This is a genomic window from Hymenobacter sp. AT01-02 (assembly GCF_000961955.2).
Classification (GTDB): Bacteria; Bacteroidota; Bacteroidia; order Cytophagales; family Hymenobacteraceae; genus Hymenobacter; species Hymenobacter mucosus.
Genome location: NZ_JZIR02000014.1, coordinates 36,265 through 62,248, shown reverse-complemented (window position 1 = coordinate 62,248; position 25,984 = coordinate 36,265). Strand labels below are relative to the sequence as shown.

At 57.1% G+C, this 25,984-nt stretch carries 25 protein-coding genes and 1 pseudogene; 11 read left to right on the top strand and 15 right to left on the bottom strand.

Features of this window, described 5'->3' with window-relative positions:
• Positions 1 to 5: 5 nt before the first annotated feature.
• From plsX to VI25_RS05175, 6 genes are all read right to left on the bottom strand, one after another.
• Positions 6 to 947, bottom strand: coding sequence for a phosphate acyltransferase PlsX (plsX, locus tag VI25_RS05200; RefSeq protein ID WP_045688568.1), 942 nt, complete (start codon positions 945 to 947; stop codon positions 6 to 8).
• Between the two features lie 130 nt (positions 948 to 1,077).
• Positions 1,078 to 1,305: a 50S ribosomal protein L32 gene (gene rpmF, locus VI25_RS05195; RefSeq protein ID WP_045688533.1), complete on the bottom strand. Its 228-nt coding sequence runs from the start codon at positions 1,303 to 1,305 to the stop codon at positions 1,078 to 1,080.
• 60 nt (positions 1,306 to 1,365) lie between these two features.
• Positions 1,366 to 1,902 carry a YceD family protein gene (locus VI25_RS05190; RefSeq protein WP_045688534.1) on the bottom strand — a complete coding sequence of 179 codons (537 nt, stop codon included), beginning with the start codon at positions 1,900 to 1,902 and terminating at the stop codon, positions 1,366 to 1,368.
• Positions 1,903 to 1,979: 77 nt separating this feature from the next.
• A complete protein-coding gene (locus VI25_RS05185; RefSeq protein ID WP_045688535.1) occupies positions 1,980 to 2,348 on the bottom strand; it encodes a helix-turn-helix domain-containing protein in 369 nt (122 codons plus the stop codon).
• A 249-nt stretch (positions 2,349 to 2,597) separates the two neighbouring features.
• Entirely contained in the window at positions 2,598 to 3,650 is a 1,053-nt protein-coding gene (gene pdxA, locus VI25_RS05180; protein WP_045688536.1) for a 4-hydroxythreonine-4-phosphate dehydrogenase PdxA, read from the bottom strand.
• Positions 3,651 to 3,757: 107 nt separating this feature from the next.
• Entirely contained in the window at positions 3,758 to 5,206 is a 1,449-nt protein-coding gene (locus VI25_RS05175) for a leucyl aminopeptidase family protein (protein WP_045688537.1), read from the bottom strand.
• Positions 5,207 to 5,472: 266 nt separating this feature from the next.
• On the opposite strand from VI25_RS05175, the gene rsmA reads away from it, so the two are divergent.
• The 4 genes from rsmA to VI25_RS28305 all read left to right on the top strand — a co-directional run bounded on the left by rsmA (position 5,473) and on the right by VI25_RS28305 (position 9,280).
• Complete coding sequence (gene rsmA, locus VI25_RS05170) at positions 5,473 to 6,258, top strand: 16S rRNA (adenine(1518)-N(6)/adenine(1519)-N(6))-dimethyltransferase RsmA (RefSeq protein ID WP_045688538.1); 786 nt, start codon at positions 5,473 to 5,475, stop codon at positions 6,256 to 6,258.
• A gap of 423 nt (positions 6,259 to 6,681) precedes the next feature.
• Positions 6,682 to 7,623, top strand: a complete 942-nt coding sequence (locus VI25_RS05165; RefSeq protein WP_045688539.1) for an NAD(P)-dependent oxidoreductase — start codon at positions 6,682 to 6,684, stop codon at positions 7,621 to 7,623.
• Between the two features lie 142 nt (positions 7,624 to 7,765).
• Positions 7,766 to 8,239 (top strand): transcription elongation factor GreA, encoded by a 474-nt coding sequence (greA, locus tag VI25_RS05160; protein ID WP_045688540.1) that lies wholly within the window; start codon positions 7,766 to 7,768, stop codon positions 8,237 to 8,239.
• 156 nt (positions 8,240 to 8,395) lie between these two features.
• Positions 8,396 to 9,280, top strand: coding sequence for a nuclease A inhibitor family protein (locus tag VI25_RS28305; protein ID WP_072144755.1), 885 nt, complete (start codon positions 8,396 to 8,398; stop codon positions 9,278 to 9,280).
• Positions 9,281 to 9,382: 102 nt separating this feature from the next.
• Here VI25_RS28305 and VI25_RS05150 read toward each other — a convergent pair whose 3' ends face one another.
• The 5 genes and pseudogenes from VI25_RS05150 to VI25_RS26510 form a co-directional block, all read right to left on the bottom strand.
• A complete protein-coding gene (locus tag VI25_RS05150; RefSeq protein WP_082455402.1) occupies positions 9,383 to 10,468 on the bottom strand; it encodes an AI-2E family transporter in 1,086 nt (361 codons plus the stop codon).
• Between the two features lie 137 nt (positions 10,469 to 10,605).
• Positions 10,606 to 11,085 (bottom strand): MFS transporter, encoded by a 480-nt coding sequence (locus VI25_RS26520; RefSeq protein WP_236704893.1) that lies wholly within the window; start codon positions 11,083 to 11,085, stop codon positions 10,606 to 10,608.
• On the bottom strand, positions 11,025 to 11,768 hold the full coding sequence (locus VI25_RS26515) for an MFS transporter (protein WP_236704892.1): 744 nt from the start codon (positions 11,766 to 11,768) through the stop codon (positions 11,025 to 11,027). The genes VI25_RS26520 and VI25_RS26515 overlap by 61 nt, the downstream gene beginning before the upstream one ends.
• Positions 11,769 to 12,121: 353 nt before the next feature.
• Positions 12,122 to 12,810 (bottom strand): annotated as a pseudogene (locus VI25_RS23935) (DNA/RNA non-specific endonuclease).
• 17 nt (positions 12,811 to 12,827) lie between these two features.
• Positions 12,828 to 13,595, bottom strand: coding sequence for a hypothetical protein (locus tag VI25_RS26510; RefSeq protein WP_052695201.1), 768 nt, complete (start codon positions 13,593 to 13,595; stop codon positions 12,828 to 12,830).
• A gap of 284 nt (positions 13,596 to 13,879) precedes the next feature.
• On the opposite strand from VI25_RS26510, the gene pta reads away from it, so the two are divergent.
• The 3 genes from pta (at position 13,880) to VI25_RS05120 (ending at position 18,929) form a co-directional block, all read left to right on the top strand.
• On the top strand, positions 13,880 to 15,964 hold the full coding sequence (gene pta, locus VI25_RS05130) for a phosphate acetyltransferase (protein WP_045688542.1): 2,085 nt from the start codon (positions 13,880 to 13,882) through the stop codon (positions 15,962 to 15,964).
• A 133-nt stretch (positions 15,965 to 16,097) separates the two neighbouring features.
• Positions 16,098 to 17,297, top strand: a complete 1,200-nt coding sequence (locus VI25_RS05125) for an acetate/propionate family kinase (protein ID WP_045688543.1) — start codon at positions 16,098 to 16,100, stop codon at positions 17,295 to 17,297.
• A gap of 78 nt (positions 17,298 to 17,375) precedes the next feature.
• The gene (locus tag VI25_RS05120; protein WP_052695202.1) at positions 17,376 to 18,929 is read left to right on the top strand and encodes a carboxylesterase/lipase family protein; all 1,554 of its coding nucleotides are present in this window, start codon (positions 17,376 to 17,378) and stop codon (positions 18,927 to 18,929) included.
• Positions 18,930 to 18,943: 14 nt separating this feature from the next.
• Here VI25_RS05120 and VI25_RS05115 read toward each other — a convergent pair whose 3' ends face one another.
• A complete protein-coding gene (locus VI25_RS05115; protein ID WP_045688544.1) occupies positions 18,944 to 19,441 on the bottom strand; it encodes a hypothetical protein in 498 nt (165 codons plus the stop codon).
• 113 nt (positions 19,442 to 19,554) lie between these two features.
• Positions 19,555 to 20,748, bottom strand: coding sequence for a lactonase family protein (locus tag VI25_RS05110; protein WP_045688545.1), 1,194 nt, complete (start codon positions 20,746 to 20,748; stop codon positions 19,555 to 19,557).
• A 317-nt stretch (positions 20,749 to 21,065) separates the two neighbouring features.
• Between VI25_RS05110 and VI25_RS05105 the strand changes: the two genes are divergently transcribed.
• From VI25_RS05105 to VI25_RS23930, 4 genes are all read left to right on the top strand, one after another.
• On the top strand, positions 21,066 to 22,847 hold the full coding sequence (locus tag VI25_RS05105) for a DUF885 domain-containing protein (protein WP_082455400.1): 1,782 nt from the start codon (positions 21,066 to 21,068) through the stop codon (positions 22,845 to 22,847).
• A gap of 136 nt (positions 22,848 to 22,983) precedes the next feature.
• A complete protein-coding gene (locus VI25_RS05100) occupies positions 22,984 to 23,331 on the top strand; it encodes a thioredoxin family protein (RefSeq protein WP_045688546.1) in 348 nt (115 codons plus the stop codon).
• 189 nt (positions 23,332 to 23,520) lie between these two features.
• On the top strand, positions 23,521 to 24,042 hold the full coding sequence (locus tag VI25_RS05095) for a hypothetical protein (protein WP_052695203.1): 522 nt from the start codon (positions 23,521 to 23,523) through the stop codon (positions 24,040 to 24,042).
• Positions 23,964 to 24,290 carry a YdcF family protein gene (locus tag VI25_RS23930; protein ID WP_161806877.1) on the top strand — a complete coding sequence of 109 codons (327 nt, stop codon included), beginning with the start codon at positions 23,964 to 23,966 and terminating at the stop codon, positions 24,288 to 24,290. The genes VI25_RS05095 and VI25_RS23930 overlap by 79 nt, the downstream gene beginning before the upstream one ends.
• A gap of 102 nt (positions 24,291 to 24,392) precedes the next feature.
• On the opposite strand, the gene VI25_RS05085 is transcribed toward VI25_RS23930, so the two are convergent.
• Complete coding sequence (locus VI25_RS05085) at positions 24,393 to 25,133, bottom strand: ferredoxin reductase (protein WP_045688547.1); 741 nt, start codon at positions 25,131 to 25,133, stop codon at positions 24,393 to 24,395.
• Positions 25,130 to 25,771, bottom strand: a complete 642-nt coding sequence (locus VI25_RS05080; protein ID WP_045688548.1) for a sulfite oxidase-like oxidoreductase — start codon at positions 25,769 to 25,771, stop codon at positions 25,130 to 25,132. Before VI25_RS05080 ends, VI25_RS05085 begins: the two co-directional genes overlap by 4 nt.
• Between the last annotated feature and the right edge of the window lie 213 nt (positions 25,772 to 25,984).

Below are 25,984 nucleotides of genomic sequence, written 5' to 3'. Positions count from 1 at the left end.
TGTCGCTAGGACTTGAAGGTATTTTTTATTTGGTCGGAGATGCCCGAGTGAGCCATTTGGTAGCCTTGCAGCAACATGTTGCAAATTGCCAATGGCGTGCTTACTCCGTGCCCAATAATGGCGTTGTCGTTGATACCTAGAATAGGGGAACCTCCTACGGCTTCGTAGTTGAACTTATCGAAGAAGGGGTCGTGAATCTGCTTGGAGGCGATGATGTCGTAAATGGACTCTGCCATTTTCAGCATCACATTTCCAGTATAGCCATCACACACAATTACGTCGGCCTTGTCATTAAACAGGTCGCGTCCTTCAATGTTGCCAATGAACTGAATGTGGGGATTCACTTTCAGGAGCTGGTGCGCCGCCTGAGTAATGGAAGTGCCTTTGCCTTCTTCTTCGCCCAGGTTCATTAGTCCTACCTTAGGAGCATTAATGCTAAGCACGTACTGGGCATATAATGAACCTAGTTCCCCAAACTGCTCAAGCATCTCAGGTTTACACTCGGCGTTAGCTCCCACGTCCAGAAGGATACCAAGGCCACCGTGCAACTTCGGAACGAAGTTGGCAATAGCTGGGCGCATCACGCCGGGCACTGGTTTCACGGAGAACATAGCACCTACGAGCATAGCACCAGTATTGCCAGCTGAGCAGAAGGCTTCTACTTCGCCAGCATGCAGCATGCGGTAGCCCACGGCAATACTCGAGTCCTGCTTCTGCTGGTAGGCTTTCGCTGGGTGCTCACCCATCTCAATAACCTGCGAAGCAGATATAAAGAGCAGGTCAGCAGCGTCGGCACCGTGTTGTTGGAGCAACGGCGCCACATGTTCTTCCTGACCAATGAGCACAATCTGGGCCTTGCCGACTAGTTCCTTAGCGGCCAGTATGGCCCCATCGACGGCGGCCTGAGGTGCGAAATCGCCCCCCATTGCGTCCAGGGCTATCTTCATGAACGAGGTATCAAATAGGTCCGGAGAGGAGAACCTTATGGGAGTAATACCCCCGGTTGGCTTCTCCTGAGTGAAAGTAGCCAAGCCGGGGATGTGAACTCACCGTAAGGTAGAAAAGCGGCGGGGCTGACTATTCTTCGTCGGTATCAGAAGCAGCAGCCGGTGCAGCTACGGGCGCGTAGTCCTTGATGGCTACTTTACCATTCAGGTACAGGTCGCCGTCTACTACATACGCCTTATGACGCAGGTGGGTCTCACCGGTAGTCGAGCAGATGCTGATAGCCTTAGGAGTCAATTTGTGGTGGCTACGACGCTTGTCACGGGTAGCGGAGGAGGTCCGGCGCTTAGGATGTGCCATGGTTGAAAACGCTAATTAAAAGCAGAGAAAATATACAAACGGAAGTCAGGGGCGGGGGCGCTAGTTAAGATTGCGCAGCGCATTCCAGCGCGGGTCGATGTCATCGTTGTTATCATCATCCTCATCACCCTCTTGGCGAGTAGTGAAGATGAGCTTGGCATCGGCCTCGGGGTTTTCATCGGGCTCATTCTGGAAGCGCGGGTGCAGCTTCTTCATTGGCAAAGCCAGCCCGATGTAATCAAATAGGTGCTGAGCGATAGGCAGAGTCTGGGTGTCAGGCGTGATTTGCAACACGTTGTCATCCAATTCCTCAACCCGGTCGCCGAAGCGGACGAGTAGTTGTTCGTGCGCTTCTACTTCCTGGTCGTACTCATCCAGGCTCCGGTCGCAGATTTGACGAACGGTACCCTGGAGGTCGAAATCAAGGGTCAGCAGACGCTCGGTTTTTGTGAGGGTCACATCAGCGTGCACCTTGCCATCGGGAATGAGCTGTTGGTCAAACTGCTCAAAGAAGGCGCGGTCGAGCTCAAACGCAAAGTGATGCGTTTTATCGGCCAGGCGGGCGATGTTGAGGTCGTATTGGGAGTCCTTCTTCACAACTGAATTTGTAGCAGGGGGCAAAAGTAGAAAGTTTTCCCCGTTTTGTAAAAGTGAAACGGCTGTTGGAGCCGACCCTAGGCGTTTTTAAGAATGAAATCGGGCGGAATGCCCAAGCGCTCATATAAGCGTTTGGCTAGGTCGAGCGTGACGCGACGTTTGCCACTTAGGATCTGGGAGAGACGCCCGGCTGGTACTTCTAACAACTCTGCCAATTCCTTTTGTTTAAGCCGCATCTGTTGGCGTTTCAGCTCAATCATTTCGGCTAAGGAAGTAGGTAGGGTTGGAATAGGTAGCAGACCCAACTGACCCTCATAGTTATCCAGTGCCGCAATCAGTTCTCGAAATTCCGTTTCCAGCGCTGCATTGCCTTCCACCCCAGCAGCAGCCAATGCGTCTAGGCGACGTAAGGCGGTACGGTAGTCGGCAGGGGTCTGGAGCATCATGCAAACAGAAGCAAATCGGGAATAAATGATTGATTACAGTTTTGAGGGTGCAAATGTAGAGATTAGTTTTATTATCACAAAGTAAATTTCGTTTTTGGAAAGATTGTTTCGTTTGTGCGTTATTACAGTAGTTGTTCTACAGTTGTAACCCAGTATGTTACGGGTAGGGCAAAAAGAATGGCCACCATCTAGGATAGATAGTGGCCAGAGCACTCGGAGGAAGCTGGTGTGCTACTTCGTTAAGACAACTTATTCATGACGACCACCACGCAAAGGTGGCCCCGGAATTAAGGGCACAATCTCAGCTTCGGCTTTGCGGTGGCGCACTAGGTCGCAAGCCATGTATAGCGCCTCGCGGAAGGAGGTAGGATCAGCTTTGAACTGGCCGGCTAAGCCGTACGCGGTGCCATGGTCGGGAGAGGTACGGATAACGGAGAGTCCTGCAGTGAAGTTGACTCCTTTCTCGAAGGCCAGCGTTTTGAACGGAATCAGGCCTTGGTCATGATACAAAGACAAGGTGGCATCGAACTGACGAAACTGACCCGTACCAAAGTATCCGTCGGCGGGGAAAGGGCCGTAGGCAAGATGGCCTTCCTGCAAAAACTGCTGGAGTACCGGCGTTACTACATCGGCTTCCTCCGTGCCAAGCAGCCCATTCTCACCAGCGTGCGGGTTGAGGCCAAGGACTGCTACGCGTGGCTTTTCGATGCCGAAGTCTTGCTTTAACGAAGCAAACAGGATGCGAAGCTTGGTAGTCAGCAGCTCCTTGGTAACCCGAGAAGCCACGTCTTTCAGCGGAATATGACCCGTGGCCGTAGCAACACGCAGGTTATCCGTTGCCAGTAGCATAAGGCTTTCCTTCGCGTCGAAGAACGACGTGAGAAACTCCGTATGGCCGGGGTAACGGAAGTCGTCGGCTTGGGTGTTTTCCTTGCTGATAGGGGCCGTTACAAGTGCATCGAGCAAGCCCGCCTTCAGGTCGCGAGCAGCGGCCAGCAGGCTCTGGCGGGCAGCGGTGCCACTGGCTTGGCTAGGTTGGCCGGGTGTGAGGGCGTGGTCGTCGTCCCAGCAGGTCACGGCGTTGTGTTTGCCAGGAGCAATGTCAGCCGCTTCCCGTACCTGGCGGAAGGTTAGTGGCTCTGCTCCTTCAGGAATAGGGAAGTCATCGAACAGCACAGTGGCCGTGCCATACACCACGGGGGTACATAGCTTAAGCAAACGGTGGTCGAGAAAGGTCTTATAAATTATTTCCGGTCCAATGCCAGCTAAGTCACCGACAGAAATACCAATGCGTGGAAGCATGAAGGGTGCTTTGGGAAATGAGAAATGCAGAAGACGGGAAGTTAGCCCCGAGGAACCTACTCAACCGCGCCTAGACAGCGCGGCGCGCCAGCAGTAAACTGCTTAGGCTAGGCCTGCTTTTTCAGGAACTCATACGTCAGGCGCACCGCCGAGCCGGTGCCGCCCTTGCCACGGTAGGAATCAGGGGCAGTAAGGAAGGCGGGACCAGCAATGTCAAAGTGTACCCATGGGTAGCCTTCGGTGAAGCGCTCCAAAAACTTGCCGGCTGAGATGGCGCCGGCCTCTGCCTTGCCCAGGTTCGAAATATCGGCAATGCTGCTTTTGATGTGGTCAGCGTATTCATCCCACAGCGGAAACTCTACTAGGCGTTCGTGCGTGGCATTACCGGCTTGCTTTAGCTGTCCTAGCACTTCTTCGCTGGCAGTACCCATGCATACAATGCCTTCGACGCCAATGGCCCGAACCGCCGAGCCGGTAAGAGTAGCGTAGTCAAGAACTAGCTCAGGCTCATACTTCTTGGCAAAAGCCAGCGCATCGGCTAAGATGAGCCGCCCTTCGGCGTCGGTGTTCATAACCTCTACCGTGAGGCCACTGTACATTGTGATGACGTCGCCGGGAGCCAAGGCCGGACCGCCCGGACGGTTGTCGGTAGCGGGTACTAGGCCAATAACGTGAAGTGGCACCTGGTTCTTCGCCAGCGCCGACAGTACCCCCACTACCACTGCTGAGCCGGCCATATCGCACTTCATCAAATCCATGCTGTTGGGCGTGGGTTTGAGGCTAAGCCCACCCGTGTCGTATACCACACCTTTGCCCACCAGAATAATGGGCTTGGCATTGGTAGCGCCTTCCGGCTTGTACTCCATTATAGTGAAGGTAGGCGGCTCGGGGCTACCTTGGTTTACGGCCAGCAGACCGCCCATGCGCAACGCTTCGATGCGCACTAGGTCCAACACTTCTACGTGGAAACCGGCTTCTTCCCCTGCCTGCTCAAAACGCTGGGCCAGCTGGGTGGCATTGAGGTGGCTGTAGGGCATGTTGACCAAGTCGCGGGCCAGGTACACGCCCTGTAACAAGTAGTCGAGCTCCTGCACTTTTTCGGCCGTAAGCGCGGGGCTGATGAGCGTCAGGAGTTGCAGATTGGGCGCCTTGCGCGACTTCTCGTCAGTTTTGTAGCCCTCGAACTGGTAGGCTGTGAGAGCAAGACCTTCGGCAACTGCCAGAGCACCGTTTTCAGTTAGGTCGTTGATGAACAGTTCCGGGACTTTGTCGGCTTTCAGTTTAGCATGCAGCTGATGGCCTGCTTTGCGCAGCGCTTCAGCCGTGAGGTCGGCCGTTTTCTTTTCTTCTGCTACTATATAATAGTGGCGGTGGGTGTATTGGTTGATGCCAAAGAGCTTTTCACCCGCGGCCAGCTGATCCGTTACGTACTGGCGGGCGGGCTCGGGTAGGTCGGCCGCGGCGCTAATGGGCAACTCGGTAGTGCCGGCGGGTAAGATGAACACAGTATCCGCAAAGGATGGGAAATCCGTGGCGTAGGCAAGAGATAGAGGCATGGGGCAACGTCGGGTTGAAGCGGATGGCAACCTTGCTCCGGGCTGGAAGCGCGAGGAAACGGCTGCCGCCGGTGTATCTTTGGGCGTGAAGGTAGGCCTTTTGAAGAAGTGAGTACAGAGAAACGCCACGGATGTTCTTCCGATAGCGCTTCTTAGCTACGTTCAAATGCTTCACGAAGGAGGTCCGGCTTTTCAGTTTTCTAGCCAAGCTGCCGGTATCTGCCACCTCACGCCGTGCTTTCACCTCGCGCACTTACTTCGCCAACATGGATTCCGTCAAAGCCAAAAAACACCTCGGGCAGCACTTTCTCACCGACCCCAACATTGCCCGCAACATTGTGGAGGCCCTGCGCCTACCCGATGGGGTGCAGGAAGTGCTGGAAATTGGTCCGGGCATGGGAGTACTCACCCAAACGCTTCTTCAGCACCCTGGGTACCGCACATCGGTAGTAGAAATTGACCGGGAGTCGGTGGAGTATCTGGAAAAGCACTTCCCAGCTCTGAACGGACGCATCTATTCCCAGGACTTTTTGAAGATGGATCTGGGCAAGCTCTACGACGGACAGCCGCTGAGCATCATCGGCAACTTTCCCTATAATATTAGCAGCCAGATATACTTTCAGGTGCTTGCCCACCGCCAGCAGGTACGGGAGTGCGTGGGTATGATTCAGAAGGAAGTAGCTGATCGCCTAGCCGAAGGTCCGGGCACCAAGACGTATGGCATCCTGAGCGTGCTGTTGCAAGCTTTCTATACTATTGACTACCTGTTCACGGTGCCTCCGCACGTGTTCAGCCCGCCGCCCAAGGTACAGTCGGCTGTCATTCGCCTCACTCGCAACACAACCGAGCAGCTGGCCTGCGACGAGAAACTATTCTTCCAAGTAGTGAAGCAAGGTTTCCAAACCCGCCGCAAAACCCTGCGCAACGCCCTCAAGCCCTTCGGAATGCCAGCGGAAGCTACCACCGACCCCATTTTCGACAAACGGGCCGAGCAGCTCAGCGTGGAAGATTTTGTGGGCTTGACAAACCGAGTGCAGGAGGCAAAAGCCTAGCACTTGTGATGCGTCCGGCACTGACTGTCCTGCTTGTTTTGTTAGTTGCCTTTGGTAGCTACTATGTGTTAATCGAGTACAGCACCATTGACGATGGTTCGTGGAAGCCACTCGCTGACGCAGAGAACTACTACGTCAGAACGGATTACGAAGGCTGCACTACGCTAGGAGTCAAGGAGTGCTGGCTTTGCTCACCCCAGCCTGTACTCGCTTCCGTTGATTCTTTCACAGTACGCAAGGGATGCCTCTTAGTACAGAAGGCCGAGCTGGGTAGTTATTTTCTACTTGACTGCGCGACCCAAAAGAATGCCGTAGTGCAAGCAGCAACTAGTAACCCTCTGACCCGACAAGAACTCAATAGAAAACTTTATCGGTCCTTTGGTGATTCAACCTTTCACCTAACCTCCATCGATCAACCGCAAAATGTCCCTCTGCCTCGTCATCGACGACATGCACCCTAGCCTGCCGGAGTACTTGCAGCCGCTAGGAATCGAACTTCACTACCGCCCCGACCTGAAAGCGGCCGAAGTGCCCGCCGCCTTGGCCGCCCATCCGTACGAGGGGTTGCTTGTGCGTTCTAAACTCCGGATTACGACCCAACTGCTTGCCCACGGACCGCACTTGCGCTATGTGGGCCGGGCAGGCGCGGGCGTTGATAACATCGACGAAGAAGCCTTGGCTGCGGCTGGGGTGACGCTACTTAACGCCCCCGAAGGCAACCGCGACGCGGTAGGGGAGTTTGCCGTGGGCTTGCTCCTAGCCTTGTTCCGTAACATCGTGCGCGCCGATGGGGAAGTACGCGCCGAAGCATGGCACCGTGAAGCCAATCGGGGCGAGGAAATTGGCGGTAAAACCATTGGGTTGTTAGGGTATGGGCACATGGGCAAGGCTTTTGCCAAGCGCCTACAAGCATTTGACTGCACGGTGCTAGCCTACGACCATGATTCGGGGGTGGAGAGCAACCACCATGCTACCCTAGTGAGCTTACCGGAGCTGCAAGCACGGGCTGAGGTGCTGAGTATTCATATTCCGTATTCGCCTGCCAACCACCACTTCGTCAACCACGAGTTTCTGACGGGTTTTCGTAATCCATTGTGGCTCTTAAATACGGCCCGGGGCGAAGTTCTCAACCACGCCGCTTTGGTGGAAGGCTTACAAAACGGGCAGGTGCGCGGGGCCGCCCTCGATGTGCTTGAAAACGAAAAACTGGCCACGCTACTTCCTGAGCAGCAGGCTCGTTTCGATTACCTGCGGGCGGCGCCCAATGTGGTGCTCACTCCTCACGTGGGCGGGTGGAGCTTCCAGAGTTACGCGCGTATTAATGAAGTGCTGGCGCGTAAGATACGGGAGTTTTTAGCCCGGTAAGGGTAAGTCAACAGCGGCACCTCGTCGGGCCTGGTCCGCGCATTATTTCTTTGTATTTCGTATATTTGCCTAAACCTGTTCGGGGAGAACGGCCAGCCATGCTGGCCGTTCTCCTTGTTTTTTGAGCTTACATCACCCTACCATGGCTACCATCAACTATTATACTCCGGAAGGTCTTCAGAAGCTGAAGGACGAGCTGCAGGACCTCAAAATCCGGGGCCGTGCCAAAGCTGCCGATGACTTACGCGAAGCCCGCGACAAAGGCGACCTGAGCGAAAACGCCGAGTACGACGCGGCCAAGGAAGCGCAGGGTCTGCTGGAATTGAAAATCTCTAAGCTGGAAGAAATTGTAGGCAACGCCCGTCTGCTCGACGAGTCGAACCTGGACACCAGCAAAGTGCTCATCATGAGCAAAGTGAAGCTGAAGAACCTGAAAAATAACATGGTGCTCGACTACACCTTGGTAGCGGAGGAAGAAGCTAACCTGGCCGCCGGTAAAATCTCGGTGAAGTCGCCCATCGGTAAGGGGCTACTGGGTAAGTCGGCCGGCGACACGGCCGAAATTACCGTGCCCGCCGGAAAGCTGCAGTTTCAGATTCTGGAAATCAGCCGGTAGTACCATTCTCGCGAAGTGCATATTAAGGCGCTTTTAAAAGGGCGAAGCCAGGGGCTTCGCCCTTTTCCGTTTTGCCACGTACTTTGGGACGCCGACGAACGGTGCGTCGTCGTGTCCTAGTTCTCTACCTCACCCACTACCTTTTTTCACAGCCCAATGCCTTCTATTTTTTCCCGAATAGTAGCTGGCGAGTTGCCCGCCTATAAAGTTGCCGAAGATGAGCACCACCTGGCTTTTCTGGACATCACGCCGCTTGTGGAAGGCCACACACTCGTGATTCCCAAAAAGGAAGTTGACTATATCTTCGACCTGCCACCAGCCGAGCTGGCCGCCTTGCACCAGTTTGCTCAGCGTGTGGCAAAGGGGGTGAAAGCAGCCGTAACGTGTAAGCGCATTGGAGTAGCCGTTATTGGCTTAGAAGTGCCCCACGCGCACATTCATCTTATTCCGATGAATCACGTGTCGGACATGAACTTTGCCAACCCGAAGATCAAGGTAGCTGAGCAGCGTATGAACCAGCTAGCTGCAGCCATTGGGGCCCAAGTGCCCGCTGGCTCAGATCAGCCAGCTGCTGGTAGAGCTGCCGAGGATACGAAAGGGGGGCGGGAAACTACGGAAGCCAACAACGTAACCGCCAGCAGTGGGGCGGCTGATGCCACGTTGCAACAACTGCAGGAACTCACCAGCGGACTACACTACTTGAGTGAGTCGGATGCGCCGCTGCAAGCCGTGAGCTACTCCGCTCCGGGCACTGGCCTCACCGATGCCACAATAGCGGAACTAGCTGGTGTGCCGGCTGGTACTGCCGTTGAAAAACAAGAGCTTACTTACTTCCTGCGCAACCATACCGCCGACAACGGTGTGCTGGGTGACCCTGCCCTAGCCAACCGATTTAAGGCGCTGCAAATGTATTTGAAGCAGGAGCTAAACGGAGTGCAGGTGTACCGACTAGGTACCGGCCCCCAGGTTCCTGTACTAGTGTTGGGCGAAGGCGAGGGCGGTAAGCTAGCCGGCTTCAAAACCGTGTTGACGGAAACCTAAGCAATAGTGGTTCTAATAGCCTACAAGCAGCCACCTTGGCATGCAAGGTGGGGCCTGGGGCTTGTAGGATCACATGCACAGCTAAGCACTACCCGGGCGCGGCTAAGTAGCAGGAGGGAATAGGCCACCTGCGCTGGATTTATGTAGCCGGGAGCGTTGACGAATCCGGTTCTCCCGCTCAAATACTTTGATGAGCACGATAAAGTAGGAGAGCAGCAGTGGCCCCAGCACCAGGCCTAAAATACCGAAGATATTCACGCCCAACACTACTCCCGCTAGCGTGATAAGAGGGTGGATGTTGCCCAACCGTCTCGCCAGCAAAATGCGCAACAGGTTATCGATATTCATGATAACGACCAAACCTACCACAAGAATACCAATGCCCTGACCGGTGTGATTTTGTGCCAGTTTTAGAATGGCGGCCGGCCCCCAGACCAATGGGGTGCCCAGTACCGGTATGAAGGCCATAAAGAAGGCCACTACACCCCAAAAAGTAGAGTCAGGCACGCCAAAGATGTGGAGAGTAATACCCGTGAGGACGGCCTGCACCAGCGCAATGAGTACCTGGCCTAGCACATTGGCATTCACGTTGTTTTTTAGCGAGTCGCCTAGCTCGTGCAAAGTGCTAGGGCGGAACGGTAGGTAGCGCCGCAAGCCGCGCAGAAACCCCTCTTCCTGCGTGAACATGAAGTACAGGGTGAACAGCATTAGGCCAATGATGACGGTGAAATGCAGCAGACCAGTAGCCAGGGAGGGCAAACGTTGACTGAGCCAACCCACGGCCTGCTGGAGCAACGTGCGTACGCTTTGCTCATTGGTGAAGGTGTAGCCGGTTTTTTGCTCTATTTTGTGCAGCACGGCCATAATCTGGGTGGTGTCCTGCCCGTATATTCTAATGCGGTCTACCAACATCAAGCTAAGAGCTGTGAACGGCAGGATGATGACCACAAACGCAAATACCAGCAGTCCAATCGTTACTACCTGACGGTTCCAGCCCCGCTGGTGCACAAGCCCTACAAACCACGGCCGGAAAACTACAAACAAGATTCCGGCTCCCAGAAAGGCCGTAATGTAGCCGCCCAACCCCACAAAAATGAGTACGGCCAGCCCTACTAGACACGTTATCAGCAGTATGTATTGCTGGCGCGGAGTGTAAATATTCTCGATGTCTTGGGCTGGAGTAGGCATAGGCGGCGGATTAGGAAACTACATCGTGGGACTGAGCACAGATAAACCGGCAGCACAGTACAAACATAGAGCTATGAGAATATAAACGGGGATGCCGAACCGTGGTTCAGCATCCCCGCGTTGCTTGCTACCCTAGCTTATTCCACGCCCGAACGGCGGGCCAAGGCCGCTACGGCCAGGCCCATCAGGGCTATCAGGGCAAAGGAAACCCGCAGGCTAGTAGCGCCTGCCACGAGCCCAATAACGGGCGGCCCCAGTAAGAAACCGGCAAACCCTACCGTTGATACCGCCGCCAATGCCACCCCCGGCGACATAGTTTTCGAGCGCCCGGCGGCTCCGTACACCAGCGGCACCACCGACGATACGCCAATACCCACGAGCATGAAGCCAACGGTAGCTGGCACCAGAGTTGGAAGCAGGACGGCCAGTAGCAGGCCCGTTGCTTCCAGTAGCCCACTATATACTAGCGTGCGTTTCCGCCCGAAACGCTCCGTGAACCAGTCGGCTACAAAGCGACCCGCTGCCATGGTACTCATGAAAGCAGAAAACCCAACTCCTACGAAGTCCTGATCGGCCTGAATAACCTTGCGGAAGTATACCCCGCTCCAATCGAACATAGTACCTCGCAGAGCAGGGAGCAGAACGCCAGCACCCCCAGCAGAAGCAAGGACTTGTCTGGTAATACAAAGATGGGGGCATCAGCCTCGCGCGGGGCATCGGCCGGCAGCAGGTAAGGGCGGGCTAGCAGCACGCCCGTAATAACCACCGCAGCCATCAGCAAGAAGTGAGGCAGCGGCGCAATAGAGTGAGCAATCATAAACGTGCCAATGGCCGCTCCCGCAAAGCCAGCTAGGCTCCATAGCCCATGAAAGCTAGCCATAATGGATTTGCCATAAATGGCTTCTACGCCCACTGCCTGAGTATTCACGCTGATGTTAGCCATGTTGCTAGCCAGTCCAAACAGCACCAAGGCCCCCATAAGCTGCGGAGTAGTGGTAGCTAAGCCCAGCAGCGGAAGAAAAGCTGCGTATAAGAGCAGACCCAGCACCGTAAGCTGCCGACTACCGTAGCGGGCCACCAACCACCCCGATAGCGGCAGCGAGGCCATAGAGCCCACGGGCACCGCGAGCAGCACGCCGCCTAATTCGGTATCGGAAAGGCCAAGTTGCTGCTGCATAGTAGGAATGCGCGCCGCCCAGGTAGAAAAGCATAAGCCCTGTAGCAGAAATGTGGCACTCACGGCAATGCGGTAGGTGCGCCGAGGTCGCAATAGGGGAGAAGAAAGGGTTGAGGTCAGCATAGAAAGCACGACTAAACGAGTAAGGTCAAAAAAAGACCCATCATACCCCGGCTAGGGCATGATGGGTGGGAGGTAACGTGAGAAAACTAGCAAGAGGCGCAGTGGGAATGCGCTCCGCAAAGGTCGGTAAAATTTGGGATGCTAAAGCTACCAACGCCGCGTATGTACGCGTCTATTGGTCTGGTGTTATGACGAGGTTCTATGCGGTAGGCAGTTGCGTGGCTGGTGTGATAAGGCTAACCAAACCCCGTTATGCTCAGCAGCAAGCAGGCCCTCTGTTTTGCGCCCGCACAAGACTAAGCAAACTTACTTGGGAGCATGCCAGCAGCCAGCGGTTAGGTAGCCTGTGTACTCTACCGAGTGGAGCCAGTGTCTACCTGGGCCTCTAGGCGGTCTTGCGCTGCCAGCGGAATTTTGCTCAGCAAATCCAGACCGGAGGCGGCTTCAATAGCATCTACGCTCACCCGGTATTGGCTCCAGTCGGGGCTTACCGATTGGTCGTTGGGAGTATCAACGGCGAGGATGCGGGCCTGACCGGTGGCAATTCGTTGCAGATCATTGGAGCCTTCGGGAAGAATTACTAGCACTTTCCAAACGCGGGCTGGCACCGTTACGCGGCCCTGGTCGATGGTAGTGAAGCGGCCGTTTTGGCCAGTGCCGCCCTTGCCATAGCTGCCCATGATGACGTATACCTCCTTGCCTTGCCGCACTTGGTCACGGTCCATTCTTCTAAGCCGCTCCAGGTGCGCTGGTTATTATTGCCCGCCTGCGGAATCATGTTCGTCATCAGGAACGTGGCCGAGTTATCGTCGAGGTCAGTGGTACGGTCGGCGGAGGGGCAATTGTGTCCTTTGTCGAAGCCCGAGCCCGAGTAAGAGTTGCGCGTAACCTGGTAAAACTGGCGGGGCAACGCGGGGTCGGGGCGGAAGTCGTCCTGGCGCGGGGCCGTGCCCATCCAGGCGCGGTTTAGGTGCCAGCTCACCCAGGTAGGAGTGCCGCGCTGGGCATTGTAGCCAATGGTGAACTGAGGCTTTACCAGCAAGTAGTTCGTGGGAGTTGCTACGTTGCAGTCGCCCCACTTGGGTTGCCCAGGGCCATGTTGTCGTCGCGGCCCGTAACTACCGCTTCCGCTTGGGCCGTGGTGGCGGGCGGGAGGCTAGTTGCCGGGGCAGATCCAGCGCTGGAGCCACTTACTCGGCTACCACCCGCTACTGCGCTGCCGCGGGTTGTTTCCAGGATAATATCGTCGATGTTTAGGCGGCCTTTCCCGCCGTCGGTCTTGCGGATTTCGAGGCGAATGGGGCCGGGGGAGCCTCCTTGGAAGGTAGTAACCACTAGGCGGGGACCCTGGGCCCGCACGGGCTGCCCAATTCGCCGGAACGTGCGCCCCGCGTCAAGGCTGCCCCATAGCTCCCAGGTACTAGCGGGGTCGGTGCCATACACGGCACTTGAAATACGAATGGTCTGCACGCCAGCCGGGGCGTCGAAATTCATGCGCAGTCGGCCCTGCCCACGCAGGCGGGCCGCGTGCTGCCCGTTCTTGTGGTCCTGGTCGGCCGACCCAATGAGGGCATCCTCAAAATGCCAAGAACCTGAGCCTAGCGTTTCGTCGGCGGTAGCGTAGGCGCCTTTTTCGGCCGCTTCAAATGTTTCGGGGAAGCGGCCGGCAGTTTGCGCCACTACCCCACTTGTCGTTACTGGAATTGCCGGTGGGCTATCGTGGGCGGGGGCTGGGGATCGAGTAGTTTCGGGCTGGTTTTGCGAGCAGCCCAGTGTAGTGAGGCTGAGTAGCAGACCGGGGAAGAGTAAGGGAGAGAGGCGGCGCATACGATAGGAGATACTTTTTATCCACGACGAAGGTAGTAGAAGCAACGTAGGCAAGAACCTTACCTAGTTGGACGCGAGTGTGCCCTGGCCCAAGCTTGCCGCTGGCCCGACCAACCGGGCATTAGCTGATTCTTGTCAGGAATGGCCGCTAAGTAAGCCTGTGGTGGCGCCTCCTTCACGAAAGAGCCCTATCCTTGCAGGGGCTGGCTGCGTAGGCACTAGCACCACTCCACCCCGAAAGTGCCAGCTACTGCTTGTAGCCAGGCTTTTTACTCCGCTTCGGTATGACCAAAACTGTTTTCATTGCTTCCGCCGAGCCGTATAGCGGCAAATCAGTGCTGGCCCTGGGGCTAGTGAATCTGCTCCTCGGCCAAGCGCAGAAAGTGGGCTATTTCAAGCCCATCATTGCCGGCGACCAGCCGCGGGACCCGCATATCACCACTATCCTAAGTCACTTTAAGCTCCCGCTGGCCTACGAAGATACCTATGCCTACACTCGCCCCGAAGCCCTGCGCCTGCTAGAGGCTGATGCCCAGGGCGAGCTGATTGACACCGTCATTCACAAGTATAAGCAACTGGAAGAGCGCTACGATTTTACCGTAGTAGAAGGTAGCGACTTTGTAGGGCCTGGTGCCGCCTTTGAATTCGACGCCAATGTATCCATCGCCAAAAACTTGGGTGTGCCCGTGCTGATGGTGGTAACGGGGGAAGGAAAAACCACAGCCCAGATTGTAAGCACCGTACTCACGGTGTTGCGCAGTTTTGAGGCCCGGGAGGTGCAAGTGCTGGCGGCAGTAGCCAACCGCATTCCGGCCGCCCAGGTGCAGGACGTACGAGAACTGCTCCGAACCCAACTGCCGGAGGAAGTACTGCTGGCCGTTATTCCGGAGGATATCAACCTGCTGCAACCCACCATGCGCGAAATCCACGAAGCCTTGGGCGGCAAGCTACTGCTCGGCGAAGCAGAACTGGGTAACCAAGTTGATAACTACGTTATCGGGGCCATGCAACTGCCCAACTTCCTGAATTATCTCAAGGAAAACGTTCTTATTGTAACTCCCGGCGACCGGGGCGACATTATTATTGGCGCCTTGCAAGCTAACCTTTCGGCCAGCTACCCCCGCGTGGCTGGCATTGTTCTCACGGCCGGCTCCGAGCCGGAAGAACCCGTACGGCGCCTCATCGAAGGCCTGCAAACGGTAGTACCCATCTTGGCGGTGCCCACCGGCACCTTCGAGACCAGTACCCGGGTAGGCGCCATTAAGTCGCGCATTTCGCCCGATAATCCGCAGCGGATTCAGCTGGCCATCCAAACGTTTGAGCGCTACGTGGATGTGCGGGCCTTGCAGGAACGCATGGTGAGCTACCAACCCGAAGGTATTACGCCCCACATGTTTCAGTACCGGCTGCTGCAATGGGCTAAGCGCAAACGCAAGCACATTGTGCTTCCCGAAGGCAACGACGACCGTATTCTGCGGGCCGCCGACTTGCTGCTGCATCAAGATATTGTAGACCTAACTATTCTGGGCAACCCCCAGGAGGTGGCCGCTTCTGCCAAGCGCCTGGGTTTGCACCTGCCCATTGGCAAGCATCTGCAAGTGATTGACCCCGTGCATTCTAATTACTACCCCGACTACGTGCAGGCCTTCTACGAGCTGCGCAAAAGCAAGGGCGTGAACGAGGATATGGCCCGCGACATGATGCGCGACGTGTCGTACTTTGGTAGTATGATGGTGCAACAGGGCCACGCCGATGGGATGGTGTCGGGGGCGGTGCACACCACCCAGCACACCATCCGGCCGGCCTTGCAGTTCATCAAAACCAAGCCTGGTGTATCGGTAGTGTCGTCGGTGTTCTTCATGTGCCTGCCCGACCGGGTGGCCGTGTTCGGCGACTGCGCCGTGAACCCCAACCCCACGGCCGAGCAGCTCGCCGAAATTGCCATTTCCTCGGCTGAAAGCAGCCAAGCTTTTGGCATTGAGCCGCGCATTGCCATGCTCTCGTACTCCTCCGGCACGTCGGGGGCGGGGGCTGATGTGGAGAAGGTGCGCCAAGCCACGGAGCTGGTTCGGCAGTTGCGCCCCGATTTGAAGGTAGATGGTCCCATTCAGTACGACGCGGCTGTAGACCCCATTGTGGGACGCCAGAAATTGCCCGATTCGGAAGTAGCCGGTCAGGCCAGCGTCCTCATTTTTCCCGATTTGAACACGGGCAACAACACCTATAAAGCCGTGCAGCGCGAAACCGGCGCTCTAGCTATCGGCCCGGTGCTGCAAGGCCTGAACAAGCCCGTAAATGACCTCAGCCGTGGCTGCACCGTCGAGGACGTGTACAACACTGTTATCATCACCGCCATCCAGAGTCAGTAGGTCTGACTGGGAAGGGAAACAGACATCAGGCAGCAAACAGCTAGCTGCCTGATGTCTGTTTCTCATCTTTCTTATTTGGAAGGGTAATTCTGCTTTTCCTTCAATTTAATTTCTTCTTCGGTACCCGCACCACATGAATATTTTCGTTGTCAACTCAGGTAGTAGCTCCATCAAATACCAGCTTTTCCGGTGGCCCAATCAGCAGCCCGTATGCAGTGGTTTGGTAGAACGCATTGGGTATTCAAATGCTACTATCACCCACAAGGTATTCACTACGGGCACGCCTCAAGAAATTCAACGAACCCTGGCGCTACCCGACCATGAAGCCGGCTTGCGGGAAGTAGTAGCCCTGCTGACGGACGCCGAACAGGGAGTGCTGCAAGACCCCGCAGAAGTGCAGGTAGTAGGACACCGGGTAGTGCACGGCGGGGAAAGCTTTGCCGCTACTACCGAAGTAAACGATGAAGTGAAGGCGGAAATTCGCCGGCTGTTTGCGCTGGCACCCTTACACAACCCGGCCAACCTGCTGGGGATAGAGGTGGCTGAACGCATTTTCCCCCAGGCCCGACAGATTGCTGTGTTCGACACGGCCTTTCACCAAACCCTACCCGAAAAAGCCTTTCGCTACGCTTTGCCGGAGAAGCTGTACACGGAAGAACGCATTCGTGTGTATGGTTTTCACGGCACAAGCCACCAGTACGTAGCCGCCCAGGCAACCGCCTACTTGGGCCAGCCCGAAACGCGCCTGATTACGCTGCACTTGGGCAATGGCTGCAGCGCCGCAGCCGTCCACAATGGCCGCTGCCTGGATACCAGCATGGGCTTTGGACCCTTGAGTGGCCTAGTGATGGGCACCCGCACCGGCGACCTTGACCCCTCCGTGGTGTTGCACCTCATGGGGCAACTAGGGTACTCTGCCGAGCAAATTAGTGCTCTGGTAAACAAGGAAAGCGGCATGCTCGGGCTAACCGGCCTTAGCGACATGCGCGACATTACCAAGGCAATAGAGCAGGGAAATGCCAGCGCCGCCCTAGCTTACGACTTATACGCCTACCGCATTCGCAAATACATTGGGGCCTACGCGGCTGTACTAGGTGGGCTAGATGCGGTAGTATTTACGGCGGGAGTAGGAGAAAACGACGTCCTAGTACGCAGTAAAGCCTGCGAAGGGCTGGGCTTTTTAGGCATTGAGCTAAACGAGGAAGAAAACAAGCAGCGCCGCCCCGGTATCCGCGAAATCAGCCAGCCGAATGCCCGCGTGAAAGTACTAGTAGTGCCAACCAACGAGGAGCTAGAAATTGCCAGCCAATGTGCCACATTGCTAGCACGCTAGGCCCGGTGCGCAACCACTGTATCATTCAGAACACTCGCGACTAAGAACATTCTGCCGCTGCTTTTCTACCCTCTTCATATGGCCCAACCAGCTAGTTACCTGATAAAGCCCATCCTACTGTTGTTGCTGGCAGGACACCTATCGTCGGTAATGGCGCAAAGCGAGGCCAAAGGCTCCCCACCTGTGGTGAAAACGCGACAAGGGCGTATTCAGGGCGTTTGGGAGGGGCAGTTGCAGGTGTTTCGGGGCGTTCCATACGCGCAGCCGCCGGTAGGGAAGCTGCGTTTCAAGCCGCCCCAGCCCCTGAAGCGTCATAAAGCTACCTTGCAAACTGTGCAGTTTGGGGCAAAAGCTGTGCAAACGGGCGGAGATACGGGCGTGCAAGGCTCGGAGGACTGCTTATACCTCAATGTGTGGGCCCCTAATGCGCCGGCCAAACGACCCCGCCCAGTGGTGGTATGGGTGCATGGCGGCGCCTTTACGGGCGGCTCGGGGCAGGACAATGATGCCTGGACCTTCGCAGCGCAGGATACCCTCGTGGCCGTGACCATTAACTACCGCTTGGGTAGCCTTGGATTCTTGGAACTGGGTAGCAAGTTGGGGCCCAAGTATGCACAGGCTGGCAACAGTGGCCTGCTGGATGCGGTAGCGGCACTGCGCTGGGTGCACCAGAACATAGCTGCCTTCGGGGGCGACCCAAGTCGGGTAACCATTATGGGCGAGTCGGCGGGGGCAAAGATGGTCGGCGGGTTGCTCGTGGCGCCGGCCGCGCGCGGGTTATTTCAGCAAGCTATCTTGGAAAGTGGCTCCGTGCAGGCCGTGCGCGATACGGCCACTGCCGGAGCCGTTGCGCGGCAATTGCTACGCGAGTTGCACCAGCCAGATGCTCACGCCCTGCTCACACTCCCCGCCGATTCGCTGGTGCGGGCGCAGGCGCGGTTTGCCAGTGGAGCCGGAGGCTTGCAAGTGTTTGGGCCGGTGCTCGATGGTAAGACAATTAAGATGCCGCCCCTGGAGTACTTGCGCCAAGCTCGACCAGCAATACGTGTGTTACTAGGAACCAACCTGGAAGAAGCCCGGCTATTCAGTGGGCCCGGCTCAAGCATCCACGAGCCCAACGAAGCAGCGCTGCAGGCGGTATTCGGCCCCGGCAACAGCCCCTTCGTGTGGGCCGCCTATCAGCAGGTGCGCCGCACCCAACCTGAGCTGGTTGCCTGGAACACCGTGCTTACGGACTACCTCTATCGCCTAGCCAGCTACCGCTTGGCCAACCAGCTCGCCGCGCAAGGAATTCCCACCTGGCTCTACCGGTTCGACTACGCCGATGCTACCACGCAGCCCATGCACGCCCAAGAGCTATCCTTCGTGTGGAATGCACCGGTGGGCAGTTCGTCCACCACTACCACTACCTTCGCGGTTCCACTCCGTTCCAAAGCATCTAGCCCGGCCTTGGCCGCCACCATGCACGCCTATTGGGCTCACTTCATCAAAACCGGCCAGCCTGGCCCAACCTGGCCGGCCTACACCCCAGCGCGCAAGGAAGTGATGATCTTCAAGGCAAACAGCCAAGTAGAGCCTGTACTCTCGCCGTATGAGGACCCCGCATTTCCTATGCAAGGCTACCGCCGGTAGCCCAGATAAAGTTTTTACTTGCTGGCGGGCTTTGTAGTCGCTTGGGCCTGCTTCATTTGGGCAGCCAGCGCTACACTCGTCATGGCCAGAATGGCGTTGTCGTCGCTCCAGGATGCGCAGGACAAGGCTACCTGCTGGCCTTGCCACTTACAGCTGAAGCCTTCCATTTTGCCAGGACCGTACACGTTCTGGAAGGTAGGGAGCACCTGCTGAGCGTGCTCAGTGCCCTTCACAATGATTGTAACGGCCGCAAATTGCCCCCGGAAAAACTTGTAGTGAATGCGGGTTGCCACGAAAGCGCCTAGCTGCAGGTTCTCGTCGGTGCGCTCGTAAATCTTCTCGTCGCCGCGGTCCTGAATGAGCTTTAGATGCAGGGCTTCGGTTAGGGGCGCGCCAAAGTGTAAGCCCCGGAACCCGTTGCTTTCATCAAGGCGGCGCACCGAGCCCGACTGCTGGGCGTGGAGAGAAAAGGGGAGTAGGGCTAGCACGGCTAAGCCACGAAAGCGTTTCATACTAAATAAGGAGCTAATGTCTCCGCGCCAACGCCGGTGCTAGCCTCGGGGTGCGCGCTAGGTAGCAAACGCCGGGCCAGCCGAAACAGTACCGTTGGGCACGTGGCTACGGCTCAGCGGCGCAGAAAATCGGAGTAAACCTGCACGCATACTGGCGCGGTCAACTCCACGCTGTGGCTAGTGGGCGTGAGGCGGCCAGTGCGCGCATCGGCGAAGTACGTAACAATGGTATTGGACTGCTGATGCGCTACCAACACTACCCGGCCCGTGGGGTCGAAGGCAAAGCTGCGTGGCGTTTTGCCGGGTAGCTTCACGTGCTCCACCAGTGTCAGGCGGCCGCTGCTCCCGTCAATAGCATACACGACCAGGCTGTTGTGGCCCCGGTTGGAGCCGTAGAGAAACTTCCCGTTGGGAGATACGTGCACATCGGCGCAGGCATTCCACTCGCTAAAGTCAGCGGGCAAGGTGGTCAGCGTTTGGATTTCGGTGAAGCGGCCCTTGCCGGCATCGTAGGCCAGCGCCGTCATGGTCGAGTTTAGCTCGTTGATGAGGTAGGCTAGCGGCTTGGTTGGATGAAACGTAAGAATACGCGGGCCTGCCCCGGGCTTGGCTTGAAAAGCTGGGGTAGGTTGGCGCTGCAAGCTGCCCGAGGTAGCGTCGAGGGTGTAGCCGTACACCGTATCGGTACCCAAATCTACGGCGAAAAAGTACTTGCCCGCGGGGTCGGCCAGCATGCAATGGGCGCGGGCATTCGCCTGGTTTTTATGAGGCCCGCGGCCCGTGTGCTGGTCAGCGGACGAGGCGGGGAGGAGCTGCCCATCGGGCCGAATAGGCAAGGCGCCCACCGTACCATTACCGTAGTTAGCCACCAAGGCATGCCGGCCGGATTTATCGAGGCTGATAAAGCAAGGAATAGTGCCGGCCGATGCTTGCTGGTTTAACAGCGTGAGCCCCCCGCTTTGCTGGTCGATGGCAAAGGCGCTGACGCCTCCATTGGGTGTGCCTTGAAAGTTGTCGACCTCATTTACAGCATACAGGTGCCGATGCTGGGCATCTACTGTAAGGTAGGAGGGGCTGGCCCCACCCTTGGCCCCGGCCACCCGGATAAGTGCCCCTGTGCTGGGCGTTAGGCGGTAAAGCACAATATTATCCTGGTCGGCGGGGCCGTACGAGCCCACATATACCAAAAATGACTGGGCATCGCCAGGCAAGCCGGTACGAACACAGGAGCCAAGTAGGGCAGTGCCGGCAAGGCCAATGCTAAGCGTTTGGAGGAAATGGCGGCGGCTGAGGGTAGGCTGAGTCACGGGGCGGGATGGGTAGTGGGGAAAAGAAGGCGTAAGCAGGCAACAATTGGTTGCCTAAAAATGAGGATATAAATACAGACCCCCGCCACGGAACGTACAAACTGGGTTATAAAGGTTGCCGCATGCAGTACACTTCGAGCCTAGCGCCGGCTTGCTCCCGCGTAGCACTGGGTGCTCGTTCAGCCGTGCAAGCGCCACTGTAGCCTGCCGCGAAATAGCAGGGCTCGGTCTGAGGAAGCGTACCTTGCGCCGCAACGCTTCGTCCCAAGCTGCGTCCTTGTCCGCTACCTTGGCAATTGCAATTTATTCATTCTTGTATGACAAATCCCTACCCGCTTCGGCTGGTGCTGGCGGCCGCCGCAGTTGGCCTCGCTACGTTTAGCGCCTGCAATTCCAACAACAAGCCTACCTCTGGTACGCCCGAAACCGTAGATGCCGACTTCGACCGGTACAAGCAGCGCTTTATCGATTCGTTGTGGTACTACAACCCCGAGTGGGCTTCCTCCCAGGGCTACCACCGCTACGATTCGCTGCTGGTGATTCCTACGGCCGGCCGGCGCCAAACGGAAGCTGCCGCCCTGGCGCGGCGCCGCAAGGAAATGGAAATTTTCAAGGTAGAAGACCTGTCGGTGAACAACCAGACCGACTTCCGCCTGCTGCAAAACTACCTGGAATCAGCGCGCTTCTACGCCGATACCCTGCGCGACTGGCAGTGGAACCCGGCAAACTATAACCTAGGCTCCTCGGTAGCAGAAATCCTCAACGGCCGCTACTGGCCCCTCGACCGGCGTTTGCGCGCCATTAGCACCAAAATAAGCCGCGCCGCTGACTATTATGAGGCCGCCAAGCAGAATATTGCGCAGCCTACCCGCGAGCATACCAACCTGGCTATTCTGCAGAGCCAGGGCGGGCTGGCCGTATTTGGTAAGGCCCTGCAAGATTCGGTGGCAAAATCGGGCCTCACGGAGCGGGAGAAGAAAGACCTAACGGACCGTATTGCCACTACTCGCTTGGTAATGGAAGGGTACGTGCGCTTCCTGCAGCAGGAGGTGCTGCCCGCGGGCAAGTTCCGTTCCTTCCGCATTGGCAAGCCCCTGTTCAACCGCAAATTTGCTTTGGATATTCAGTCTAGCTACTCCGCCGACGAGGTATACCGCAAAGCACAGCAGCACCGGCAGGAACTGCTCCGCGACATGGGCCGCCGGGCCGCGCGCCTCTGGCCCAAGTATTTTCCCGGTCAAACGCCGCCCGCCGATTCGGTAGCCCTGATTAAGCAGGTTATCAGTAAGTTGTCGGAAAAACATGCCACGCCCGCCGGCTTTGTGCAGGCGGTAAAAGACCAAATGCCTACCCTGGTAAAGTGGGTTGATGACCACAAGCTGCTAATGCAGGACCCTACCAAGCCCTTAGTAGTGCGCGAAACGCCCTTGTACATGCGCGGCAGTGGCGCCGGAGCCAGCATTTCGGCTCCCGGCCCGTACGACAAGGCCGCTAACACTTATTATAATGTGGAGCCCCTAACTGGACAATCGGCGGCTCAGGCGGAAAGCTACCTGCGGGAGTACAACCAGTATACCTTACAGATTCTCAACATTCACGAAGCCATTCCCGGCCACTACACTCAGTTAGTGTACGCCAACCGGAGCCCTTCGCTGGTGAAATCCATTTTTGGCAACGGCGCGATGATTGAGGGCTGGGCCGTGTACACGGAGCGCATGATGCTGGAAAGTGGCTACGGTGGCAACACCGACGAAATCTGGCTGATGTGGGATAAGTGGAATATGCGCGTAACCCTGAATGCCATCCTCGACCATGACGTGCAAACCGGCACCATTACGGAGGCGGAGGCAGTAGCCATGCTCCAACGTGATGGTTTTCAAGAAGAAGCCGAGGCCCGCAACAAGTGGCGCCGCGCCACGCTCAGCCAAGTGCAGCTCAGTAGCTACTTCACTGGCTCCACCGAAATCTATGATTTGCGGGAGGAGTTGAAGAAGGAACAGGGCAGCAAATTCGACCTCAAAACCTTCCACGAGCAGTTCTTGAGCTACGGCAGTGCACCCGTGAAATACATTCGGCAGATGATGCTGAAAAATAACTAACCAAGGTATTTTGCCGTTTTAGGACATAAAAATCCGTTGTGGGAAGGAATCTTCCGCAGCGGATTTTTTGTCTGCCGGAGAAGTTGAAAGCCGGGGTTGCGGAGTAGCCGGCTATTTTCCACCTAGTACTTACCACATGAGAGTTATTGATACCAACGACACGGGACTGCGCACCCTGATTCATGATTACCCCCGTGTTGTCGCCAAGTTTACCTCCGCCAACTGTGCCATTTGCGAGTTGCTGGCCCCGCCCTTCGAGAAGTTTTCCGCCGATGCGCGGTACCAAACCACGGCTTTCCTGCGCTTAGATGCCGACGAAAACCCCGTAGCTCGCAAGCTCATGGACACCAAAGTGGCCCCATTCTTCGTAACCTACTGCCGGGGCCGATTGATGGAATGCAACACGTTGAACACCGAAGAAGAAGTGCAAGCCATGCTGGATTCTCTGCAAACCTGCACCGATTCGGTCCCTGTTCCGGCCTAGTAACCAGGCCCCGTACCCAGGCAGAATGCAAGGCAGCCGCGGGCGGCAGTGCTTCCCTACACCAGCAGGTTGGGGGCACCGCTGCCCGCGGCTGCTTCGCGTAGAGAGAAACTTCGTTAGTGTTCTGCTTGGCCTGTTTTTCGCGATTTTGGGTGGCCGCTTGCTGAATCGTGGCGTAGTTTCGCGGCTATGTTCTTTATTTTATCAAAGCTGCTCGACTTTGTATTGTCGCCTACGCTGTGGCTGATGGGGCTGCTACTGCTGGCTATTTTGCTGCGCCATACGCGCTGGAGCAAATGGCTGCTGGCGTCAGCCGCGGGGCTAGGGCTAGTGCTTACCAATGGGGCCCTGGTAAACGAGGCTCTGCTAGCCTGGGAGATGCCGCCGGTACGGTTGCAGGCCCTTGGCCGTCACGATGCCGGCATTTTGCTCACGGGCATCACCAAGGGGCACAAGTCGCCCCACGACCGGGTGTACGTAGAACAGGGTGCCGACCGGCTTCTGCACACTCTATGGCTTTACCGGGCCGGCTACATCCGTAAAATCATCGTGTCAGGCGGCTCGGGGGCTTTGGGAGGTACTAAGCACCGCACTGAGGCCCAGGAGCTAAGTAGCTGCTGCGGCTGGCTGGCGTGCCCCAGGGGGATATTCTGCTGGAAACCCGTAGCCGCAACACGCGCGAAAACGCCCTCAACACCAAAGACCTGCTAGCTCAGCATCCAGAAATTAAGTCCATTGTGCTGGTCACGTCGGCGTTTCATGAGCGGCGGGCCCTGGGGTGCTTCCGCAAAGTAGGTTTGCAGCCGGCCGTGTTTCCCGCATCCTTTTATTCTACGGATCGAGAACTTTCCCTGGCGTATTGGCTACTGCCTAGCGACGAAGCCCCTCGGCTGTGGGGTGTTTTGGTGCACGAAATGGTAGGCTACGCAGCCTATTGGGTACGGGGCTACCTGGAATAGTCAGGAACTGGCACCCAAACGCTCCGGAATCTGTCCGTCACTAGCTAGCGTCGTCAAAATTGGGCACCGGCCCAGGGGAAGCCCCTGCCGAACATTTACTGCCTAGGTGCCGGAAGGCCCAAACCGCTCCGTGCGGATGCTGACGGGAGGTATGCCTTGAGCCTGCAAGCTACTAGCGGCAGTTTCCACTAAGCTGGTGGGGCCACAAATGAAGCACTGCGGCGAACTACCCGCCAACTTTACGGCTTCTGCCAGCATTGCCGCGTCAATGCGCCGCTGGTAGCCGGACCAGTTGGCGGGGGAGTGGCGGGTGTAGGTGAGTAGCAGCGTGAACGTAGCATCTGCGGCAGCCATGCGAGCTAGCTCCTCATAAAAGATGACGTCATCGGGCGTGCGGACACTGTACAGCAGCACGGTAGCGTTGTGAATGCCGGAGCGGTGGCGGTGGCGCAGCATTGCCATGAGAGGCACCACCCCAGAACCACCCGCCACTAGCAGCAGCGGTCCAGCTAGTGGTGTGGCTTCCCACACAAAGTAGCCGCCAATGGGGCCGCGCACCTCTAGCTGGTCGCCCACTGTTACGCCCTCAAACAGGTAGCCCGATACTTCTCCTTCCTCAATAAGCTCCACGGTTAGCTCTATTTGGCTGGTTTGCTCGGGTGGAGATGCCACCGAATAGCTACGCTGGGCCTGGTAGCCGTCGGGGGCGGTGAGGCGCACCGTGTAGTGCTGGCCCGCCCGATGGGGCGTCCAGTAGGGTAGGTGCAGCACGAAGGTTTTCACCCGGGGTGTTTCTGGGCGCAACGCCGTCACGGTAGCCAGCTGCCACTGTAGGGCACTCATAGACCCGCGGCGGCCTGGTCCTCATCATCGTCGCGGTAGCGCTGCTCCTTCCACGGGTCGCCGTACATGCTGTAGCCTGCCCGCTCCCAAAAGCCGGGCGCATCGTCGGCCAGCAGTTCTAGGCGCTGAATCCACTTGGCACTTTTCCAGAAGTAGAGGTGAGGTACTACCAGGCGGGCCGGGCCGCCGTGCTCCGGGGCCAAGGGCTTGCCATCGTAGAGCAACCCAATGAAGGCCTTACCGCCGGTGAGGTCGGCCAGGGGAAGGTTGGTCGTGTAGCCCCCGTAGCAGTGGGCCATTACATAGCGCGCCTCTGGTTTGGGGCCAGCCAGGGCCAGAAGGGTATCTAGGCTCACACCTTGCCAGGTAGTCCCAAACTTCGACCACTGGGTGACGCAGTGGATGTCCACGGTTAGGTCTTGGTGGGGCAGGGCGTTGAACTCGGCCCAGCTCCATTTCTGCGGAGTCTCTACCAAGCCATCCAAGGCAAACGACCACTTGGCTGTAGCAATGCGGGGGGTAGGGCCAGCACTGAGCACAGGAAAATCTTGGGTTTCGTACTGGCCAGGAGGGAGCACATGCCCAGTGGGAGCGGGCCGCTTGCGCTGAAAACCACGGTTGAAGAACGGATTCTGCATAGAAGAAAGGGTAGAACCGAAGAAAGATAAGCTGCGGAACTGAGAGCAGGAAAAGTGCGGACGGACCAGGGCCGTTTGCCAGCAGGTGTCAGCACATCGGCAGTGCAGCAGTTAGGAGCAGGTGCGCGGCCAGTGACAAAGCCTTACGGGATGGGCCGCGCACCCCGCAAGCCATAAACCTTTCCTGGGCCCCACCGGTTTTTAAGACTTCTG

What these genes read in the sequence shown, in the direction of transcription:
- VI25_RS28305 (WP_072144755.1), top strand. Translation starts at nt 8,396, where the DNA reads ATGCCTTCTATTTTTTCCCGAATAGTAGCTGGCGAGTTGCCCGCCTAT.
- VI25_RS05150 (WP_082455402.1), bottom strand. Translation starts at nt 10,468, where the DNA reads ATGCCTACTCCAGCCCAAGACATCGAGAATATTTACACTCCGCGCCAG.
- VI25_RS05120 (WP_052695202.1), top strand. Translation starts at nt 17,376, where the DNA reads ATGGCCCAACCAGCTAGTTACCTGATAAAGCCCATCCTACTGTTGTTG.
- pdxA (WP_045688536.1), bottom strand. Translation starts at nt 3,650, where the DNA reads ATGCTTCCACGCATTGGTATTTCTGTCGGTGACTTAGCTGGCATTGGA.
- greA (WP_045688540.1), top strand. Translation starts at nt 7,766, where the DNA reads ATGGCTACCATCAACTATTATACTCCGGAAGGTCTTCAGAAGCTGAAG.
- VI25_RS05165 (WP_045688539.1), top strand. Translation starts at nt 6,682, where the DNA reads ATGTCCCTCTGCCTCGTCATCGACGACATGCACCCTAGCCTGCCGGAG.
- VI25_RS26520 (WP_236704893.1), bottom strand. Translation starts at nt 11,085, where the DNA reads ATGTTCGATTGGAGCGGGGTATACTTCCGCAAGGTTATTCAGGCCGAT.
- VI25_RS05080 (WP_045688548.1), bottom strand. Translation starts at nt 25,771, where the DNA reads ATGCAGAATCCGTTCTTCAACCGTGGTTTTCAGCGCAAGCGGCCCGCT.
- VI25_RS05095 (WP_052695203.1), top strand. Translation starts at nt 23,521, where the DNA reads ATGTTCTTTATTTTATCAAAGCTGCTCGACTTTGTATTGTCGCCTACG.
- pta (WP_045688542.1), top strand. Translation starts at nt 13,880, where the DNA reads ATGACCAAAACTGTTTTCATTGCTTCCGCCGAGCCGTATAGCGGCAAA.
- rsmA (WP_045688538.1), top strand. Translation starts at nt 5,473, where the DNA reads ATGGATTCCGTCAAAGCCAAAAAACACCTCGGGCAGCACTTTCTCACC.
- VI25_RS05115 (WP_045688544.1), bottom strand. Translation starts at nt 19,441, where the DNA reads ATGAAACGCTTTCGTGGCTTAGCCGTGCTAGCCCTACTCCCCTTTTCT.
- VI25_RS26510 (WP_052695201.1), bottom strand. Translation starts at nt 13,595, where the DNA reads ATGCGCCGCCTCTCTCCCTTACTCTTCCCCGGTCTGCTACTCAGCCTC.
- VI25_RS05185 (WP_045688535.1), bottom strand. Translation starts at nt 2,348, where the DNA reads ATGATGCTCCAGACCCCTGCCGACTACCGTACCGCCTTACGTCGCCTA.
- plsX (WP_045688568.1), bottom strand. Translation starts at nt 947, where the DNA reads ATGAAGATAGCCCTGGACGCAATGGGGGGCGATTTCGCACCTCAGGCC.
- VI25_RS05085 (WP_045688547.1), bottom strand. Translation starts at nt 25,133, where the DNA reads ATGAGTGCCCTACAGTGGCAGCTGGCTACCGTGACGGCGTTGCGCCCA.
- VI25_RS05105 (WP_082455400.1), top strand. Translation starts at nt 21,066, where the DNA reads ATGACAAATCCCTACCCGCTTCGGCTGGTGCTGGCGGCCGCCGCAGTT.
- VI25_RS05175 (WP_045688537.1), bottom strand. Translation starts at nt 5,206, where the DNA reads ATGCCTCTATCTCTTGCCTACGCCACGGATTTCCCATCCTTTGCGGAT.
- VI25_RS26515 (WP_236704892.1), bottom strand. Translation starts at nt 11,768, where the DNA reads ATGCTGACCTCAACCCTTTCTTCTCCCCTATTGCGACCTCGGCGCACC.
- rpmF (WP_045688533.1), bottom strand. Translation starts at nt 1,305, where the DNA reads ATGGCACATCCTAAGCGCCGGACCTCCTCCGCTACCCGTGACAAGCGT.
- VI25_RS05125 (WP_045688543.1), top strand. Translation starts at nt 16,098, where the DNA reads ATGAATATTTTCGTTGTCAACTCAGGTAGTAGCTCCATCAAATACCAG.
- VI25_RS05100 (WP_045688546.1), top strand. Translation starts at nt 22,984, where the DNA reads ATGAGAGTTATTGATACCAACGACACGGGACTGCGCACCCTGATTCAT.